We start from the raw sequence: 18,319 nt of genomic DNA, 5'->3' as shown, positions 1-18,319 counted from the left end.
TTATGGACATATTTTAGGTTCGTAATTATTACTTGTTTTCTCTGTTTTCATTTCTTTAAAAGAACCAGAGCTATTTTCTTTTTTTGAAATTTTAAGACCTGTTGCGTATTTATCCAATAAATAACTATATGCATAATCATTTGAATTTTGGATTGAATATCCTGAATTCTTTAACTTATTCACAATATCAGTATATTCATTAGCCATACTAGAACTAGCAAAAGATCCTTTTTCATTAGATTCAAAAAGATACAATTTGCTGTTTGCGAATGAAACAGCTTTACTTCTTTCGTTAATATATAGCAAATATTCACTACCGTCGTATGCAAGAATAATTATGCCTTTCAAATTTGTATATCCATTTGATGCAAAATACTGGTTGCCTTCCAACAAACTATATATATCTTCTGCACTTGGACCTGTAAGATCAGTAATGGATGAGTTTTTCGATTTTGAGTGAGTATGTATATTATAAAGAGTAGATTCATATATTTCTACATTACCGCTACTCCAGTCACCTTCAATAATAGTACCCATCGTATAATTACCTTGAGTGGTCTTGCCTATGTAAGAACTAAATTCATTTGAATTATTTTTCGCATAATTTCGTAAAGTTGTCAGTTTATTTTTTATATCAATACTTCCATTCATCACATTTTGAGCATTAGTTGCATTCTGTGTAGCATTTCCACTACAATCAGTACGCAATTTAGGTTGCTTGTTTGATGATCCAGAACCACTGTCGCCACTGTTCCCTCCACCTGATGAAGGATCTGAGTAGCCATTATCTATTCCCCCTCCTGAGTGATCAGGCACAGTATCATCCGGAATATCGCCTGTCCATGTTGAACCACCAGTATCTTCACAATAATATGTACGTCCTATTTCTTCTCCATCGCTAGTAGAGAATACTTGCACCCAACAATAGGTTGACTCCTGCTTAGTGGCTTTACCTCCCAACTTGCTGTAATGACTAGTCGTATGATCTATTATTTTACCATCTTCGTATACCCAACCGTTAACAAACTCCCCATTAATACCATAGAATAGTACCGCACCATCCAAGTGAGAAGTCCGTGAAAGATACTTATTTTCGTGAATCATATCACCTTCCCTTATCATATAATCATAGTCTGGAATCACCACCATAATAAAACTGACAGTCTTACCCGTTTCTTTATTTCGAAGTATTACAAGTCTGAGTACCTGCTTCACTTCATCTGTATGCCCCGAACCAACTCGACTACTAACATCGTTTGTCATCAATGTTATCTTTATGCTATCGTTAAAGTCGATAGGAGACTCAACTGCATACCAAAGACTATCACTGTACAATTGCGCTGCATCCCAGTCAACAATTAGTGACTCATGTTCCTCATTATAACTTTTAAGCTTAGGTACATCGCCGTACACACTATAATAATAGTCGCGTGCAGATTCTGTAGTGAGCGGCACTACTTTTTTTTCTATTGTTGTATGATCTTCTTCGGATGAGCAACCGCACAACATGGTTAACGTCAATAATACATACGTAATCCGTTTTCTGGTTTCACTTTTCATGTTTTTCTTTTTATGCCCATGGTTTTATCATTGGCTTTAATGTTAAATAATAAAAATAAAAGAGATAAGGAAATCTTTATAACCTAATCCAATCAGAGCAATTTAGACAACTCATTATCAAAATGATAATAATTAAAATCTATTTATACAATTTTATAGATAAGATTAAACAATAGCTATCGAACAATCCGCACAATGACAAAAATAACATTATTTTTTTAAATTTTACTATATTTATGTTAACAATATCACTATTTAAATTACATTGTGTTTTTTTTAACTACTTATTTATAATAACACATCCTCTTATAAACGTCTTCGTTAGAAGTTTTTTTACTCCCTACCTCCCTTTTCCTTCTATCATCCTATCGAACACACCACCCAATATACAAAGCCCCCTATTCATCATCTTTCCACAAAATTATCTATTACTATACAAACAACTAAAAAATGTATGGTAACAGTAGAATTAAACAACGTAAAACTAGAAATCCCCGAAAGCTGGAGCGACATCAAACTATCACGCTACGAAAAACTTTACATGCAAAAGCCCGAGACTAAGCTCGATCTGGTGCATTTCGTTGCCGATGTGTGCAATATCGATGCGAATGTACTGCTGGAGTCGCCCGCACAGGTGTTTAATGCCCTTGCCGAGATTGTAGACTTTGTGTTCGACAGCGAACTGCCCCCTGCTAACGCAGTAAAAATGGGAGACACGGAATATTTCGTATCCTTTGCCGACAAACTTACCCTCGGCGAATGGGTCGATGCCGAAAATGTGATCGGTAGCGACAGCGAGTGCAAACTCTCCGAACTGCTGGCTATCCTTTGCCGCCCTATCGGTGAAAAGTACAACCCCGACTTGTTGGGTGAACGTACCGAAATGTTCAAAAACCTGACATGCGACAAGGCACTGCCGCTGATTAGTTTTTTTTTATCCAAAAAGAGAGAATACGAAGCGATTTTGAACCACTATTCGACGGTAATGGCTCAAGCCGCCCGGTTTCTAAAGGATACAAAGACTTTTGCAATAAATGGGGGTGGTATAAAACGATTGCCGATCTGGCAGAGGATAAGATACACCTATTTGATACGATCACTCGAAAAACAGTTGGCGAAGTGTTCGGATTTCTCCTCTATAAAATAGACAAGTCCCACGCCGAAGAAGACCAGTATAAGTTTGAGAGACAGATGAAGAGGTGACCCACACCTCTTTTCATCATTTTCTAAGAAAATTATCTATTAATAAACACATCCTAAATTTTTAGAAATGATAGAAAGTATAATCGACATTTTCAGGCAGCAAGCCCGTGAGCATAAGCTTATCAAAGCCTTCTACTATGGGCGTAATTACGAGCTGGGCAGCGGCAAAGAGGCCTATCCTCTCTTCTGGCTCGAAGACCCTTTGCGGGGCAATAACCGAAACAATACATTCTCCAACTCGGTGAGCTTTTCAATTCTTTTTCTCCCGCAAAGTGAAGAGTCGGTAAGCCACTTGCAAAACCTTGCCTTCTCTACCGGGCTGAATATCATAGAACGAATCAAGCGAAACCGCGACACTCTGGGCATCTCCATCACTCCCGATTGGGACTATATGACTCTCAGCGATTACTACGACGACAATGCAGCGGGTTGTCGTTTTTCGGTCAACTTTACACAGGCAAACATGCAAAACCTATGCCTTATCGATCAACAGTTTGATGCAAACAAGGAGTTCGAAAAAGGTCAAACCTTAAAGAGCTTCGACTTATCGCCTGCGGGCAATTGCGAAGTGTTTGTGAATAAGTTCCCCGATTTTGATCTGAAAACAAAGAAGTAATAAATCTAAAACAATGACACCCGCACTAAAAAAAGCAATAGACCAGATAACGAACGAAATAGCCATTCTTGCAGGCGATATTTTCAAAGATGACAAAGTCAGCAACAACCCCAAAGTGAACAAAAACACACTGCGAGAGAAGGCGAAAAACGTGAACGTATCGTGGCGAGCGGCAAACGGAAATATCGTGATCGAAGCCTATTTCGACAATTATATCACCTTTCTCGAAAAAGGCAGAGCACCCTGCAAAGGCAAATTTCCGCCATTGGACGAGCTACGAGACTGGGCACTATCGCGAAACATCCCGAGTGACAACAGCACCCTTTTTCTCATCGCACGTGCCATCTGGCGAGACGGACACGAAGGGCGTCCTATACTGGCAACATTGGAAGAAAGGATAGATCGCAAGTTTGAAACCGAATGGTACGAGCAACTTTTTGAAGCAACGATCGACGAATTGAATAAATATTTCAACTGACGGATAGATAAATAATCAGCAATAGTTATTCAGGTATTTTGTAGGGGTAACCCTTGTGGTTACCCTCAATTGGACGGGCAGGGACAAGCCTCGCCCCTACAGACAGAAATCTACCACCGTCCTTTCGGATTTGCAATCCGAAAGGAATTCTTGTTAGGATTTAAAATCCTGATAGTAAAGCTTAGGGGTTGCAAACCCCTAAGAACGCAGCTAAGAACGGACAAATACACATCAACATTTTCATACAACTAAAACAACATCACAATATGGGATACTTTATTAACGGCTCCGACATAGCCAAAGCAACGATAAAACCCGCAAAGGTTTCTCTGGCGGGTAACCCCAATTATATACAGTTCGAAGCCAATATTGCAGCAAAAGGCAAGCCGGTAGCGATACAACTCAAGCTCACAGGGTGTGGCTATGTCTTTATCAGACCCGATGTGCAGGGTATAAAGATATACGAGAATATATCATCATTTAGCATCATTGAAGCCGAATCGGGCAAAGAGCATAAGTTTGAGGGCACATCCGACCCGGATAAACTAAACGAGCCCGGAGCCTTCTATCTGGGCAAATACAATGAATACTCGGGACCCGCCTGGCAATACGAATACCACAACACGGCACTGGCTCTGAAAGAGGGTTTGGAGAAAAATGAGTTTTTCAAGAATTTCAAAATCTCCATATCGCCCGATGACAATAAAACAATAAATATCGTATCGAACGGTAGCGGAAAAGAGTATGTATTCTCGTTTGTTTTTCGAAAAAACAGCAATGGCAGAGACCGAACTTTTTTCGGTGTCGCAGGCAATCCCGCGGAGACCTATCCCGCAGGCACAGACACGATCGCTATCGGTTATGACAACGTGGGAATACACCTCGATATGTACAAAGACACAGGCATATTCCTTGGTGAAGACGACACCCCCTCGGACGACAATATGGGTACAAAGGCAATAACGCTTACCAAAGCATATTCATATACCCCGCTGTGGTTCAACACAAATATACTGGAAAACAATACGATACCCACAACATTTCTGAAGGCAGAGGACTGGGTTGACACAGGAACGATCAAAGATTTTCGGTTCACAGCAAAACGTGTGATCACCGACAAAACCGTTTCTCACTCCACGCCGTTTTACCATTCGTCTGTGCTCTACTCCATCGCCGGATACAACCGCACGTTGGAGAAAAACGACCTTTCGGATTATGTTTTCGACACAAAAGAAAGGTCTAAAAACCCCGAAGCCATAAAGAAGGTAAAGCCGTTGACTAATCAGCCTCAACTCTTTCATGTAAAAGGGCAAACACAGTATTTCAATTTCATACTGTCCGATGCCGAGCATAGCAAAAACATTGGTGATGAATATCGGTTTGGCATCTGTCATGAGCTGTTGTCGCAATCGGGGCAAATGATAGCGAAAGAGACTAAGCACCTGAAAGCCCGCAAGGATTTTTTTATGGTAAATACCATCAAGCTTGATATCGACAGCTTACTCCACCAATACCCCAACACTGGTCTTGTTCGTGCATATCTGATATATTCGGGCTACGAGTCGCAAGCCATACAGATAAGCCACGAACTCACGTTCGGCATACTACCCGAATGCCTGTATAAGATAAAGGATTTTGCATTCCTCAACCGACTGGGCGGATGGAGCAGTTTCAACTTTTCGGGAACGGAGCACGCCGATTTTAAGGCTGAGGCTAATACAATATTCAAAACGCAGACTCCTCATTTTACAACGAGTAGCGAGATCGAATCGGTGTATAGCAAAATCGTTACCGAGCAGTTCACCGTGCAAACAATGCCTGTGCGCAGGGAAGTATGCAACTGGCTCAAGGAAATGAGTGCGTCACGCATGGTTTACGAGTTGGCCACACAGCGGTACATCATTGTAGACGAGATGAATATAAAACCAAATTCGAAGGACGAGCTTTACAGGGTGGAGATGAAGTATCATTATTCTGATTCGTATAACTAGCCAATAAACACCGTTCTTTCGGATTTAACTACGTTACACTCCGTTGATTGCTAATTGTAATCCGAAAGTAGTTCTTATCAGGATTTCAAATCCTTATAATAAGGCTTAGGAGTTACAAACTCCTAAGGGCGGCCCCCTAAGGACTGCAGAAGGATAGACACTAAAGGCGAAAAGAAAAAAGAGAGAAAACAACAGAAAATATACAATGAACACAACAACCGTATTTGACAAAAATTTGAAAGCTTACAATTACCCTTACAGGTACATTGTAAACAAAGGTTCTACACGTTCGTCGAAGACATACAGCTTGTTGCAATTACTATTCTTTATTGCCGAATATTCGGATAAGCCGAGGGTAATATCCATTGTATCGGAGTCGATGCCGCACCTCAAAAAAGGCTGTATCAGAGACTTTAAAGAAATCCTGCAAAAAGAGAATAAATGGAATGCCCGACAGTGGAACGCAACGGATAAGATTTACAGGATAAACAACTGCATTATCGAATTTTTCTCGGCAGACAATCCATCGAAAGTACATGGCCCGAGCCGAAATATTTTGTATATCAACGAGTGTATAAATATAGAATATGAAGTGTTCAGGCAATTGGCTATCCGTACCACCGATACGATATTTCTGGACTGCAACCCCTGCTTTGAGTTCTGGCTCGACCAGAAAGTACTGCTAAACGACGATGCCATACTGATTCATTCCACATACAAAGACAACGAGTATCTGACCGAGGCACAGGTGAAAGAAATAGAATCGAACCGAAGCGACAAAAACTGGTGGCAGGTGTATGGCGAAGGACTTACTGGTTCGCTCAAAGGGTCTATTATGACCAATTGGGAGGTAGTGAAAGAGATGCCCCATACCTACAAAAACCGCTGGATAGGCATAGACTTCGGGTTCACCAACGACCCTACGGCAATAGTAGACATACGCCTGTCGGAAGGCGAGCTGTGGATAGACGAATTGCTATACGACAAAGGGTACGACAATATGATGATATCCAACACCCTGCGGTCTTACGACATAGCGCAAGACATCCCTATCGTAGCCGATAGTGCAGAACCGAAGAGTATCAGCGAGATAAGGTCGCAAGGATGGAGAGTAGAACCTGCACAGAAAGGCAAGGACAGCATCGTTACAGGTATCTCGATACTCAACCGTTACCGCAAGCGCATCACGCAGCGAAGCACGAATATCATCAACGAGTACCGCAACTATCGCTGGCAGACCGACATCAACGGCGAGGCTACAAACCGCCCCATCGACCGCTACAACCACTCGATAGATGCGCAACGGTATGTCTGCCTCAACAAACTGATGGAACGTGGTTCGGAGTTGAGCTATTCGATCATAAAGGGAAGGAGATAGATATGAATAAACGAATTGTTGTTTTGTCATCCTAACAGCCGGGAAGCATAACAAATACTAAACAGTCACTTAATTTATAAATCAATACAAATCATGAGCATAGAACTATACATCAAAAACCGTCTTTGCGACATAAACAGTCCCGAGAGCCTCGGTATACGTCTAAAACGCCAGTTTATCAATCCTGCCGAGTTGAGCGTAAAAGACGCACAGATGTCTTACGAGATAACGCTGCCTGCCACACCCAACAACAACGAGATTTTTAGCCATGTGAATGTGGAGGAGGTACAGGGCAAGTTTCGCATCTATGAAGACGCTCGCCTGTATGTGGATGGTATCCTTATCCTCGACGGTAAATTCCGCTTGAGCGAGATCACGCAAGACAGTTACAAAGGCAACTTGGGAGTGCCTGCTCCTCTCACCGCAAAGGATATCTTTGGCGAAACAATGATGAATCAGGCAGGGAAGTGGCTTATCCCATTTACAGGGGTAGACGATATCACTCGATATAATACAGGGGGACACGACAAATCGGTATATGGAGAAATATCGCCTTGTATATTTCCGTTGGTGCTGTATGGGTTGTTGCCGAAATATTCAGATTCAAGCAATTATTCAAATAAAAATATATATGATACTTCTGTAAATTTCAAAATGGATGACTTCTTGCCATCTGTAAACTGTATCCATATGTTGAAACAAATCTTCAAGAATGCAGGTTATACTCTAACAGGCAATGCCTTAGATGATGAAAGGATAAAAAATCTTTATGTAAGCTACAAAAATCCGGAAAATTACGAGTTATCGTGGGGAGCTGGGTTAATGAAAGTAGAGGGGAAATGGGGAAATCTTAAAGACGACACGATAGAAAAAAGATATGCACAGGGAGAATTTCCGGGAAATAACAAAGCCTATATTTCCAGCAATATATTTGAATCCAACAATATATCTGACCTTAGAATAACAGACTCCGGATCAAACATAATTACTTCAAAAAAAGATCAGGCTACTAAAATATTATTCAAAGCACCTCTCACAGGATTATATAAACTGGAACTGGATGTAGCTCTAAAGCTGGAAGATAAGCGAAAGATATTAGGTAGCCAACATATGCCCCGACCTAGTGTTTCTGAATCGACCCTTAATAAGAGTAAAATAGAAATAAAAGTCGTACGTCATGTATCTGACTATAAAAAGCTAAGGGAGGAAGTATTCGATAATAGTTTCTTCAAAAACAACCAGCTCTATGAATCAGATAAGGAAGGTGCCTTATACCCAAGAGAAGGAGGTGTAAACTTTATAGACCCAAAACAAAACAGTAGTTATATATGCGGTTTTTCGTGGGGGTACGAAAAAGATTTTTCGAAGGCTTTTTATAATCCGGCAAGCAGTGTATACCATAACCCTATGGCAATAAAGGGAGGAGAATCGTGGGATAAAGATATAGAAGGTATCAATTTCTCCGCTGTAGAGAGTGCAGGCTATACGAAACGTACAGGCACAGGTTTTACAGATGTGGACGACCTTAAAGTAGAACTAATAGGAATACCGGAAGATAAAAAAACGCGAACAAAGCAGACTGATAACACAAATGCATCCGGACATATCTCTCAAGTAATATGGCTTGAAAAAGGTGAATGCTTATCTCTTATATCCACCTCTTTGGCAGACTTAAATCCATATGCAATCCTTTGGCCTAATCACAGTGTTGACTTTAGTTTGACCTTAAGTCCTTTCAAGCGAAACAGAAACTGGCTTACTGTGACTATAAACGGTAATAGTGATCCAGAAAAAAAACCAATGAACTGGAATGACCAATCGTCATTTACAGCGAATGAAATAGATTTGATACAAGCCCTGCCTATAGATATTAAGATAAACGACTGGATCGAGAATTTTTGTAAAACATTTAATCTGTCTATAATAAACCGTGTCGAAAAAAGCTTCGAGCTGAATATAAAAAATAATAATCTGGTGAATGACCTGTCACAATTTATAGACCTCGACAAGAAAACAAGCATAAAACCACTTAGGAATGAACCGCTTAGGCTACCTTACCTCTACGAGATCGGGTTCTCTACAGACACTTCAGAGGAAGGCTATTATTCCACAATGGAAGACGAAATAGACTCGGAAACTGGATATAAAACCGGAGAAAAAATAGTGAATTCAGGAAAAAGTGGCAAGGGTATTTATTACACCGGAAGTACGGAAAGTAATAAATTGACGGAAACCTTTGCTTTTTCGTATTGCTGGTACAAAGAATTAGAAGATAAAATAAATAAAGAGATTTTAAATATTCCGGTAATCACCGACTATGAAGTATGGCTGGGAGATATTTTCGACTACGAAGAAATGAGCGAAAAAAGCTATACAGACAAAACGCAACGATTCTGGTACAAATCGGATATAAAAGAGGTTATGATTAATCAGGAAAGAGCTGTATCGATCGCCTTGGTAGCAAACAAATATAATGGACAGAGAAAACTGACATTAGACTACGAAGACAATAAGGATTCTATAATACAGAATTTTTTTCTGTTACTTACAAACAACGATAATGACTATACAGTAGTAGAGTGCAGGCTAACAGCCGAAGAGTATAGTAAGTTAGACAAAACACTGGTAAAGCTAAATGGCGACCTCTATCATATAGCAGAGGTAGATGGCTACGATCCACTAGGAAAAAGTAGTGCAACGTTGCGTCTTATACGCAGAATAATATAGTAAAAGGAGCAAATGCTCCTTTTTTATTCTTCTACTCTAGTGTAACTTCTCCAATCACTATCATCATTGAGATCTGGCGTATCCCAAAACTTCCCAATTTCTATCTTATATCGCCACGTTCCTTTAGAAGATATGTTATATGCTTTATCATTTATTATATATTTATCTGCCCAAAGACTCTTTTCAACATATCCATTTGGATGAAAATACACTTTATATATTTTGAAATCTTCGGAGTAATAAAGCCCCCTTGTATCATCTGTATCTCTCCTCCACAACCCCTGTATCGGATTATACCCTTCGGGTTTATAATTAGGGTCGGCGGGATCGTTCCAATCGCCGTTCCATACAAATTCCTCTTCCATATCATCTCCGCACGAATAGAAGGTTACAGACATGCTGAGTAGTAGGATTATGGATAGTAGTTTTTTCATTTTTGTCTCGGTTTGTTTGAGTGTAAAGATATAGAAAATAGCTGAGGAAGCAAGTATTTTAGTTAAAATGGGATTTCTGCGTATCGAGAAAGTAATAATCGAGAAACGGTTCAACCAAAAAGTGATTTCTTATTGCTACTTTCGTCTTTTGAATAAGTTGTGACAAAAAATACAGAAATTCAACGATCGCTTTATGAAAAAAGTTGCCTACAGTGCTTTATATAGCCTTTTATATCTTTTAGGTCTTATTATTCTATATCTGATAATAGGGTATATAGTAGAAAAACTATACGGCTATCCCCAACAATCGAGCGATGCGTATTTATTATATAATCCTTTTGTAGTTGTAGGAAAAACCATGAAAGCATATATTGTAGGGTTAATTGTCTCTATCAATATTCTGGTTTATCTTTTCATTAGCAAGAGGATGGATAAGTTTTTGTTTATCCCATTTTTTACTATATCGGCTATGCTTCTGACGATATTTGTATATGCTCTTTTCTTTTAAAGTATCGAAATCACTTCCTCTTCTGATCGTTTCGGTATTGCTCCAACTGTTTATCAATTGACTTTCCTGTTCTGGCATTGAGATCAGCGGGAAGGCCATAACCATCGCAATGGAACGAGCAATAGTTACAATTATCGGCACACTCCCTGTCGCAATTCGGATAATTACATTGATTAATACTAAGTAATGAATTGATTACCATACATGAATTGAGGGAGATAAAAAAAGATAAGATTAAAGTTCGCGTTAGTAGTTTTTTCATATTTGTAATTTATAAAGCTATTCGCTACAAATTTAAAAAAATTCCAAAAGGAATAAAATAAATAAGAAGCCCGCGAAATCACTTCGCAGACTTCCCAACCTTAACACAAACTTTACAAAACTACAGACATAAAACAGCCCACCTCCGAAAAAGTTCGCTATACAATCACTAAAAAGCGTAAAAAATGTTAATTCACATTCTTGAAAAAGAAGGTGCCCATCGGAAAGATTGAGTTATTGGATATGAAGAAGGGGTAAGTAGATTGCAATCAAGGGCGTGAAAGATAAATCGTATTGGAGATGATGTTTTATTTTTTCAGAAAAAAATATTAGCATATCAATGATAATATATCAAGAATCATTATTTCCCAATTAATATTTATAAATTGCAAGCGACAATACAATCTGTAAATCTAACATCTTATACTAATAAACCTTAAATATTATAGTAATATAAGGATGAAGTTTTTCGATATTAAAATAAAAAAAAGAACAAAAGAGATAATTTTTGTAAGTTCAATAATTATTGGGGGCTTCATTGCCTTGGGAATATATATGCATATTAGGACGAAAAATTTAATAAAAGCCATTGAAGACAATCCTAGCTATACCATAGCTACGATTCTAAAATATGGAAGAAGCCGTGGAACAGGGATAAGTGCAATTATTAAGTTTACAGATAAAGAAAATAATTCAATAAAAATTCCAACATCGAACATATTGGATAAGAGAGAGAATATTGTCGCCGGCGACCAATTTATCGTAGCCTATGATGCAACGAATCCGGAGCAATGCATACTGCTAACCAACTATCCGATAAAAGACAGTGTGGATTTTCATCGTTACATAGAAGAATTTAAGGTGAATCCACCGCGCTTAAAAAGATAATGACTTTTTAGTTCGCAACATAAAGTATGCGAAAGTAAAACAATACGAGTAATGCAATAACTGATATGAAACAGATGATGCATTGATATAGAAAGAACACCTACAAATTTAAATAAGTTTAATTCTGGATTCAAGCATAAAAATTGAATATTTTCAATATTAATACCAAAAATGAATCAAAAAACAGAACACAAAAGATTAAAAGTTGAGCTTGTATTTAATGACTCGGCAAAAGATGCATTTCAATTTCCAATTAGAAACTCTATAAGAATTTCTTTTTGGTTAACAGATGCAGATTATTCAACTCCTAGTGAAATTACTTTTGATAAAGAGAGTGTAAATGTAAATGAAAAGATAGAAGCATGTATACTTATTATAAATGTTTTCAATACGATCAAAGAAGGAAATTCAGCCTACATAGGTACATTCCCATCAATAATAGGGAAAGGTATAATAAAAGAAATTGAGGATTGATGATTTTTAACGGACTGACTTTAATGCGGGAACATTAAACAAAATATCCCATTTACTCATTACCATATATATATATATATATGCACCTAAAGGACAAATATATTCACTTAATCATACACTTGGCATAGTACCTAAAACAAATTGGTTTAAGAATTCTTAGAAATGGGTATTTATTATGGTAATTTACATTGGTAATATTTTAATAATTAAGACATGTTTATAAAGAAAAATATCAAAAATCTTGAAGCTTCTTCTATAATTCAATCAATGTTATATAATATTTCTTATTCTATAATAGAGAATTTAGATCTTCGGTTTGAACATTTTAATGAGCTAATAAATATTGAAAATTGTATTATCGAAGAAATTCAATTAGATGCAGCTTGGTTTTTAAAAGGACTTGTTTTTAAAAACAATATAGTAAAGAGTGCTATAAGCTATGAAACAGGAGGACATAACAATGATATTATTTCTATTGAAGGAAATATATTTTTTGGTTTCTTCGATTTTCTTGATTGTCATTTTGAGGATAAAGTTTTTATAAAAAATAACATCTTTATTGAAGGGACTAATATTTTAGGAAATAAAGGAAAAGGATTTGAAAATACGTTTAAGTCTGGAATAGTAACAGAAAATAACATTGGAAATATTTCGATAAGTGAATAGGTAAAGAAACTATAAAACATTCAATAATGATGAATTTCGTTCAGGCGGATATTTTTATTCAGAATATAGAGATCCGTTCTCTTTATGGGAGCAATAATAAAATTTGCATATGCAATATTTTATTTTTATTATTTGCAACATGTAGAGCAAATAAAGAAACAGTATAAGAAAAAATAAGACGTTAATACAAATCCTCTGCAATAAAATAAGTACATACAACACCAACCCCCGTAAAAGTATCTACTTTTACGGGGGTTGCATTTTTCCTCTTGTGACCCTGGCGGGAATATAATTACATATTCATATATTGTTATAAATAAACATATTATACTAAACAGTAACTGCAATATATTATAGAATAATAACTAAACAGCATTTTTGGTTTTTATTGATGTCTTATAGTTGCTTTTGGTTAATACATATTTTCTAAGTACTTTTGATAGGTACTTAGGCTTATAATTATGGCTTCGAAAATAAAAATAAGATTTAGCTTAATTTCATCAGGAAAGCAAAGTGATGAAAAACAAATATTCTTAGTATACACTATAGATGGTATAGAAAATTTTTATTACTCCGGATACAGAATATATCCAAAGAACTTTATAAAAGAAAAAACAGAATTATCTGGAGAAACTGTATACATACAACAAGCAAAAAAGAATACATTTAATAAATCTGGCGATTCATCTACAAGAATAAATAATAGATTAAAGAAACTAGCACTTGCCGTACAAACTGTATTTGACCGATATTATAAAGATCAAGATTTGTCAATAGATAAAAAAGAATTAAAAAAATATATACAAATAGAACTAGGAGAATATAAAGAAGACATTGAATTTCCCAAATTATCGATTTTAGAAGCATACGATAAATATTATATAGAGTCTAATGTATCAGATAGCAGGAAGAAGCAGTACAAAAGCGATAGAAAGAGAATTGCTAATTATATAGACGAAAATAACTGTAAAATAAATTTTGATAATTTTGATGTGCTGAAATTTAGGAATTTCTTAATTTCAAAATCAAATATATCTGAAAATACACTTGTTATTATAAGTAAAAGAATAAAAGCATTTTTCAATTATTGTAAAAATAGACTAAAGATAATAGATCATAATCCTTTTGATGATATTATATTTTCAAAGGACATCGGGATAGAGACATATCAAGAGCCTATATGTATGACAAGAGACGAGCTAACAAAACTATATTACTATAACCCTAGCAATAGACATAAAGAAGTAATTAAAGATATGTTTTGTTTGCAGGCATCTTTAGGATGTAGGGTCGGTGATTTTCTTAGGCTAACATATTCTAATATTCAAGATAACAAATTGATCTATTTCCCTAAAAAGATAGATGGTAATATGATGAAGGTAATTGTACCATTATCAAAAAGAGCAATGGATATTATTAATAAATATAAAGGACATTCACGAGGTGATTTGCTAATGCCTTTTATGAACTCAGTAGAATACAACTCATCATTAAAAATAGTTTTCGAAGAAGCGAAATTAAATAGGATTATAGTATTATATAATCGAGAAAAAAAAATAGAAGAATACAAAAAGCTTTACGAATTAGCATCTTCCCATCTTGCACGCCGTACATTTGTAGATATACTATGTCAAGCAGGAGAACCTATACATGTTGTAGCCTCAATGTCCGGGCATTCCGAAAACTCAAAAGCATTTGATAGATATAGAAGAAGACCGGAACAGCTACAAATAAATGCGGTTAATAGATCTATGGATTAAAGAAAGTCATTGACGACATGAAGAAGCTGTTGTGATTGTCATTTTATTTTTGTATTTTTATCTTATCATGAACTGTTAGGGGTTAGAGTTGTTATAAGGTAGAATAAATATATTACAACTGTATTAAATATATTGGTAACTATATTAAATTAACACAAAAAGTATTGCTATTGTAATTATTATTAGTTACTTTGCGAACTCAAAAATAAGGATTACGCTTATTAAACTATTATGAAAGGACTATGTTATGGGTAAAGTATTAGAAGAATTTTTAGCTTATTTAAAAAATAGCTCAGAAGAAAAACTTCAAAAAGATTGGGCCGAAATTAAAGCTAAAGAAAATAATGGTCCAACAATGACATCTTTTTTAGAAGAATGCCGTCATTGCAATGAAATATTATCTGACACGTCGCCATGGGAATTAAATATTTCAAATAAATTGCCTAAATCCGAAGAATTCTTCGGATTTTTTTTATTTTAGCATTTTTATTTTCTTAATATAATAATACTATGAATAAATCATCTTTCGCACTAGCATCATATAAGTTTGATCATCTATTATTAGACATGGATCAGCAAGAATCAAAAGACATAGATATCGCATTTGAGCCTTATGGCTTATTTAAGGAAGATGAGAATAGCATTTTTAATCTTACTTTTATATTTAAGGCATTTAATAAAAATGTTGAATCACCATTTATAAAACTAAGATGTATAGCTGAATTTAAATTTGAAGGCAGATTAACTTTTGAAGAAATACCTAATTATTTTTATGTAAATAGCATAGCAATACTATTCCCTTATGTTAGGGCTTTTGTTAGTACAATTACACTTCAAGCAAATATTATCCCTCCAATACTACTTCCTACATGGAATCTAGAGTCATTGGCTGAACCTCTAAAGATGAATACTAAGTTTGATAAATAATGTCGCCAAAGTGAAAACGATATATCAGACACTTCAAAATAGGGGAAATTATAAAGAAGTAGAAAAAGATGGTCCATTTCCATGTCTACATAATAGAGCATGGTTAGGGCCTGGCTATTATTTTTGGGAAAAATGGCAATCTAACGCTCATTGGTGGGGAGAACAAATATACGGAGAAAACTATATTATATGTGAGGCTGAATGTACAATTACTAATGATAATTGTTATGATCTTGTAGGGAATACAGACCACCTTGATGAATTTGAGAATATATATAATGCTATGGTTGATAATGGCAGATATGGACATGATATTAAAGTAGCTGATGTTATTGATATTTTGAGAAATCAAATGAAAAGCTTTAACTACGAGGCTATAAAATCCCCAAGCCATGGAGCTAGACGATATAATAATCAATATTCCTTTAATATAAAGTTTAAATATGATAGTCAAGTAAAAGATAATATGTCAAATAAGCAAAGACTTGAGGTTAGGCCATTAATACAAATATGTATATTCAAAAAAAGCGGTTTAGGGCTTAGAGATTTCCATATTATTTATATTCCTGAATAATATTATAATATCATGTAACTAAGTAATACTGATATAAGTGTAATGCATTTATATTTAGATGTATATATAAAATATTTTATGTAATTATTTTATATTTTACCAGTATAAATGAACCGCCTATCTTCACAGACAAGCGGTTCCGAGTTAACCTTAAATCTAATACCTATATGAAAAACACTATATCTTAAATATTAACTTTCTAAAGAATGAGAATATAACGCCTCTGTATTTTACGCCTAGATAAAGAGCCAAAGCAACTAACACTAGAGAGGTAAACCAAATACAAGCTTCTTGATACCATTTCAATTTGTTTACTTCGATAGTATCGCCTTTTACCGGATATGGAATATGGATAGTATCTTTTAAATTAACAGTATCTTTGACTAGCTTATCTTTATAAACAAACCTATACTTATTCAAAAAAACAGTGTCGTTTCTTGAATAAAGAAATACGGAATCTAAAATATGCACCGAATCTTTGACTAACTTATTCCTGTATTCAGTCTTTACGCTCTCAATAGGCACATATACCGTTTTACTTTTGCAGCTCGTAAACAGCCATAAAACAATCAATAAAACGACTATACATATTATCTGTATTCTTGTTGCTTTTTTCATGGCGTATATTCAAAATCGTTAATCCTATTTAGCCAACCGTTACGGAATTTCTTATTAGCGGGTCTACCCGCAATAATTCGATCAATAAAATCGATCCTTTCTTGCTTTATCTTATCGAACAATTCTTTTTGATTTGGATAATTATTTAGTGCTTGCAATGTTTTATTGCCAACAACGCCATCTATTTGAACGTTTAGTATTTTTTGAGGTAGCTTAATACCATATCCACCAGATGCCCAAACCCAATCAACAAGAATATTAGCTATTGACTGATTATTTATATTATCAGCCTGCCATTTATCCCAATAAAGGGTTTTAAGGATATCTTTCCATTGTTCGTCAGATATATTTTTTAGACGCTCTATAGTTGGTTTCGGATAACCTTTAAGCTTACAATAATACTCATAAGTACCTATTGTCACACCTTTATTGGTTGCACCTCCCAGATCATCAGGATCATTGACAAAACCGCCCTCCCATTTTAATATTATCGGAATAAGTTTATTTATATCAGCCATATCAATGCGATGTATTATTTATTATCTTCTTTTTGTATTAATTCCTCTATATCTTTGCCTGTTTTGCTCTTTATCTCATCCTGTAGCTGAAACCTTAGCAACTTAACAAAAGGTAATTTAGGTGCTATTATTAATAGATGTGCAGAGATACTCCACAATTCGCAAGCAACAGCTATAGCACATCCAACATAGAAAGCAATACCCCACTCACTAAACATTTGTCCTGAAAGACCTATAAGCAACAAAGGAATACCATACACAGTTAGTTTTATAAATGTATCTTGTATTAGCTGAGATGTAGCAAACTTCTTCTGTTTAATAGAAGTCCAAATTCCGAATATAAGATCAGCGAATATTGCTAACAGAACTATTGTTATAGCTTTTTTTTCACCAGCCATAAAACTTGTAACTAGTGATACACAAAACAATAAATATCCGTAAACGGACTCAAATAGTTTTCCTATGTGCTGCATTATCTTAAATGATTGAGATAATGCTCTGTTTAGTAGTTCATTCATTTTGTTTAGTTTTTAGTATGGTCTTATTTCTCCCATAATATTTTTATTAGCTTATATTATTACGCCTGTATCCCGGCATCCTTTAACTTTTGTATCAAATCTTCTATTCTATCACGGAGTAATTTTATATATGCAGCGTCATAGGCTACAGGGGCTGTAGCTGAAGGCTGTGCTGCCGTCAATGAGGCCGATTTTTTAACAAGCCCTAAATTCGTAGTTG

At 35.7% G+C, this 18,319-nt stretch carries 20 protein-coding genes; 14 read left to right on the top strand and 6 right to left on the bottom strand.

The genetic code is table 11. The annotated features are described in order from the left end of the window. Nucleotides 1-1,560, bottom strand: a complete 1,560-nt coding sequence (locus BGO84_RS10465) for a hypothetical protein (protein WP_291029054.1) — start codon at nt 1,558-1,560, stop codon at nt 1-3. Nucleotides 1,561-2,131: 571 nt separating this feature from the next. Between BGO84_RS10465 and BGO84_RS10460 the strand changes: the two genes are divergently transcribed. The 6 genes from BGO84_RS10460 (at nt 2,132) to BGO84_RS10435 (ending at nt 9,953) form a co-directional block, all read left to right on the top strand. Further along, nucleotides 2,132-2,707 carry a hypothetical protein gene (locus BGO84_RS10460; RefSeq protein WP_291029053.1) on the top strand — a complete coding sequence of 192 codons (576 nt, stop codon included), beginning with the start codon at nt 2,132-2,134 and terminating at the stop codon, nt 2,705-2,707. A 123-nt stretch (nt 2,708-2,830) separates the two neighbouring features. Then, nucleotides 2,831-3,379, top strand: a complete 549-nt coding sequence (locus BGO84_RS10455) for a hypothetical protein (RefSeq protein WP_291029052.1) — start codon at nt 2,831-2,833, stop codon at nt 3,377-3,379. A 13-nt stretch (nt 3,380-3,392) separates the two neighbouring features. Further along, entirely contained in the window at nt 3,393-3,857 is a 465-nt protein-coding gene (locus BGO84_RS10450) for a hypothetical protein (protein WP_291029051.1), read from the top strand. 266 nt (nt 3,858-4,123) lie between these two features. Then, nucleotides 4,124-5,848 carry a hypothetical protein gene (locus BGO84_RS10445; protein ID WP_291029050.1) on the top strand — a complete coding sequence of 575 codons (1,725 nt, stop codon included), beginning with the start codon at nt 4,124-4,126 and terminating at the stop codon, nt 5,846-5,848. A 205-nt stretch (nt 5,849-6,053) separates the two neighbouring features. Then, nucleotides 6,054-7,226 carry a terminase large subunit gene (locus BGO84_RS10440; RefSeq protein ID WP_291029049.1) on the top strand — a complete coding sequence of 391 codons (1,173 nt, stop codon included), beginning with the start codon at nt 6,054-6,056 and terminating at the stop codon, nt 7,224-7,226. Between the two features lie 93 nt (nt 7,227-7,319). Beyond that, complete coding sequence (locus BGO84_RS10435; protein WP_291029048.1) at nt 7,320-9,953, top strand: hypothetical protein; 2,634 nt, start codon at nt 7,320-7,322, stop codon at nt 9,951-9,953. A gap of 23 nt (nt 9,954-9,976) precedes the next feature. On the opposite strand, the gene BGO84_RS10430 is transcribed toward BGO84_RS10435, so the two are convergent. Further along, nucleotides 9,977-10,387, bottom strand: coding sequence for a hypothetical protein (locus BGO84_RS10430; RefSeq protein ID WP_291029047.1), 411 nt, complete (start codon nt 10,385-10,387; stop codon nt 9,977-9,979). Nucleotides 10,388-10,580: 193 nt separating this feature from the next. Between BGO84_RS10430 and BGO84_RS10425 the strand changes: the two genes are divergently transcribed. Next, a complete protein-coding gene (locus BGO84_RS10425) occupies nt 10,581-10,895 on the top strand; it encodes a hypothetical protein (RefSeq protein WP_291029046.1) in 315 nt (104 codons plus the stop codon). 10 nt (nt 10,896-10,905) lie between these two features. Here the strand turns inward: BGO84_RS10425 and BGO84_RS10420 are convergent, their stop codons facing one another. Continuing rightward, nucleotides 10,906-11,157, bottom strand: a complete 252-nt coding sequence (locus tag BGO84_RS10420; protein ID WP_291029045.1) for a hypothetical protein — start codon at nt 11,155-11,157, stop codon at nt 10,906-10,908. Between the two features lie 554 nt (nt 11,158-11,711). Here BGO84_RS10420 and BGO84_RS10415 point away from each other — a divergent pair. From BGO84_RS10415 to BGO84_RS10385, 7 genes are all read left to right on the top strand, one after another. Then, a complete protein-coding gene (locus BGO84_RS10415; RefSeq protein ID WP_291029044.1) occupies nt 11,712-12,044 on the top strand; it encodes a hypothetical protein in 333 nt (110 codons plus the stop codon). 171 nt (nt 12,045-12,215) lie between these two features. Then, nucleotides 12,216-12,518: a hypothetical protein gene (locus BGO84_RS10410; RefSeq protein ID WP_291029043.1), complete on the top strand. Its 303-nt coding sequence runs from the start codon at nt 12,216-12,218 to the stop codon at nt 12,516-12,518. 213 nt (nt 12,519-12,731) lie between these two features. Next, complete coding sequence (locus tag BGO84_RS10405) at nt 12,732-13,184, top strand: hypothetical protein (RefSeq protein WP_291029042.1); 453 nt, start codon at nt 12,732-12,734, stop codon at nt 13,182-13,184. A 461-nt stretch (nt 13,185-13,645) separates the two neighbouring features. Beyond that, nucleotides 13,646-14,944 (top strand): tyrosine-type recombinase/integrase, encoded by a 1,299-nt coding sequence (locus tag BGO84_RS10400; RefSeq protein WP_291029041.1) that lies wholly within the window; start codon nt 13,646-13,648, stop codon nt 14,942-14,944. Nucleotides 14,945-15,191: 247 nt separating this feature from the next. Then, complete coding sequence (locus tag BGO84_RS10395) at nt 15,192-15,425, top strand: hypothetical protein (RefSeq protein ID WP_291029040.1); 234 nt, start codon at nt 15,192-15,194, stop codon at nt 15,423-15,425. Between the two features lie 29 nt (nt 15,426-15,454). Beyond that, the gene (locus tag BGO84_RS10390; RefSeq protein WP_291029039.1) at nt 15,455-15,871 is read left to right on the top strand and encodes a hypothetical protein; all 417 of its coding nucleotides are present in this window, start codon (nt 15,455-15,457) and stop codon (nt 15,869-15,871) included. 10 nt (nt 15,872-15,881) lie between these two features. After that, nucleotides 15,882-16,445: a hypothetical protein gene (locus BGO84_RS10385; RefSeq protein ID WP_291029038.1), complete on the top strand. Its 564-nt coding sequence runs from the start codon at nt 15,882-15,884 to the stop codon at nt 16,443-16,445. A gap of 177 nt (nt 16,446-16,622) precedes the next feature. Here BGO84_RS10385 and BGO84_RS10380 read toward each other — a convergent pair whose 3' ends face one another. From BGO84_RS10380 to BGO84_RS10370, 3 genes are read right to left on the bottom strand one after another with little or no spacing between them, the layout of a single operon-like run. After that, nucleotides 16,623-17,063, bottom strand: a complete 441-nt coding sequence (locus BGO84_RS10380) for a hypothetical protein (RefSeq protein WP_291029037.1) — start codon at nt 17,061-17,063, stop codon at nt 16,623-16,625. Beyond that, nucleotides 17,060-17,581, bottom strand: coding sequence for a glycosyl hydrolase 108 family protein (locus tag BGO84_RS10375; RefSeq protein WP_291029036.1), 522 nt, complete (start codon nt 17,579-17,581; stop codon nt 17,060-17,062). The genes BGO84_RS10380 and BGO84_RS10375 overlap by 4 nt, the downstream gene beginning before the upstream one ends. Nucleotides 17,582-17,595: 14 nt before the next feature. Beyond that, a complete protein-coding gene (locus tag BGO84_RS10370; protein WP_291029035.1) occupies nt 17,596-18,099 on the bottom strand; it encodes a phage holin family protein in 504 nt (167 codons plus the stop codon). Between the last annotated feature and the right edge of the window lie 220 nt (nt 18,100-18,319).

It is taken from the genome of Dysgonomonas sp. 37-18 (genome assembly GCF_001899125.1).
Classification (GTDB): Bacteria; Bacteroidota; Bacteroidia; order Bacteroidales; family Dysgonomonadaceae; genus Dysgonomonas.
Note: the sequence above shows the minus strand (reverse complement) of the source record. Positions and strands in the feature narration are given on the sequence as shown.

What these genes read in the sequence shown, in the direction of transcription:
- BGO84_RS10415 (WP_291029044.1), top strand. Translation starts at nt 11,712, where the DNA reads ATGCATATTAGGACGAAAAATTTAATAAAAGCCATTGAAGACAATCCT.
- BGO84_RS10465 (WP_291029054.1), bottom strand. Translation starts at nt 1,560, where the DNA reads ATGAAAAGTGAAACCAGAAAACGGATTACGTATGTATTATTGACGTTA.
- BGO84_RS10405 (WP_291029042.1), top strand. Translation starts at nt 12,732, where the DNA reads ATGTTTATAAAGAAAAATATCAAAAATCTTGAAGCTTCTTCTATAATT.
- BGO84_RS10410 (WP_291029043.1), top strand. Translation starts at nt 12,216, where the DNA reads ATGAATCAAAAAACAGAACACAAAAGATTAAAAGTTGAGCTTGTATTT.
- BGO84_RS10445 (WP_291029050.1), top strand. Translation starts at nt 4,124, where the DNA reads ATGGGATACTTTATTAACGGCTCCGACATAGCCAAAGCAACGATAAAA.
- BGO84_RS10440 (WP_291029049.1), top strand. Translation starts at nt 6,054, where the DNA reads ATGAACACAACAACCGTATTTGACAAAAATTTGAAAGCTTACAATTAC.
- BGO84_RS10425 (WP_291029046.1), top strand. Translation starts at nt 10,581, where the DNA reads ATGAAAAAAGTTGCCTACAGTGCTTTATATAGCCTTTTATATCTTTTA.
- BGO84_RS10430 (WP_291029047.1), bottom strand. Translation starts at nt 10,387, where the DNA reads ATGAAAAAACTACTATCCATAATCCTACTACTCAGCATGTCTGTAACC.
- BGO84_RS10435 (WP_291029048.1), top strand. Translation starts at nt 7,320, where the DNA reads ATGAGCATAGAACTATACATCAAAAACCGTCTTTGCGACATAAACAGT.
- BGO84_RS10370 (WP_291029035.1), bottom strand. Translation starts at nt 18,099, where the DNA reads ATGAATGAACTACTAAACAGAGCATTATCTCAATCATTTAAGATAATG.
- BGO84_RS10400 (WP_291029041.1), top strand. Translation starts at nt 13,646, where the DNA reads ATGGCTTCGAAAATAAAAATAAGATTTAGCTTAATTTCATCAGGAAAG.
- BGO84_RS10420 (WP_291029045.1), bottom strand. Translation starts at nt 11,157, where the DNA reads ATGAAAAAACTACTAACGCGAACTTTAATCTTATCTTTTTTTATCTCC.
- BGO84_RS10380 (WP_291029037.1), bottom strand. Translation starts at nt 17,063, where the DNA reads ATGAAAAAAGCAACAAGAATACAGATAATATGTATAGTCGTTTTATTG.
- BGO84_RS10390 (WP_291029039.1), top strand. Translation starts at nt 15,455, where the DNA reads ATGAATAAATCATCTTTCGCACTAGCATCATATAAGTTTGATCATCTA.
- BGO84_RS10455 (WP_291029052.1), top strand. Translation starts at nt 2,831, where the DNA reads ATGATAGAAAGTATAATCGACATTTTCAGGCAGCAAGCCCGTGAGCAT.
- BGO84_RS10375 (WP_291029036.1), bottom strand. Translation starts at nt 17,581, where the DNA reads ATGGCTGATATAAATAAACTTATTCCGATAATATTAAAATGGGAGGGC.
- BGO84_RS10395 (WP_291029040.1), top strand. Translation starts at nt 15,192, where the DNA reads ATGGGTAAAGTATTAGAAGAATTTTTAGCTTATTTAAAAAATAGCTCA.
- BGO84_RS10450 (WP_291029051.1), top strand. Translation starts at nt 3,393, where the DNA reads ATGACACCCGCACTAAAAAAAGCAATAGACCAGATAACGAACGAAATA.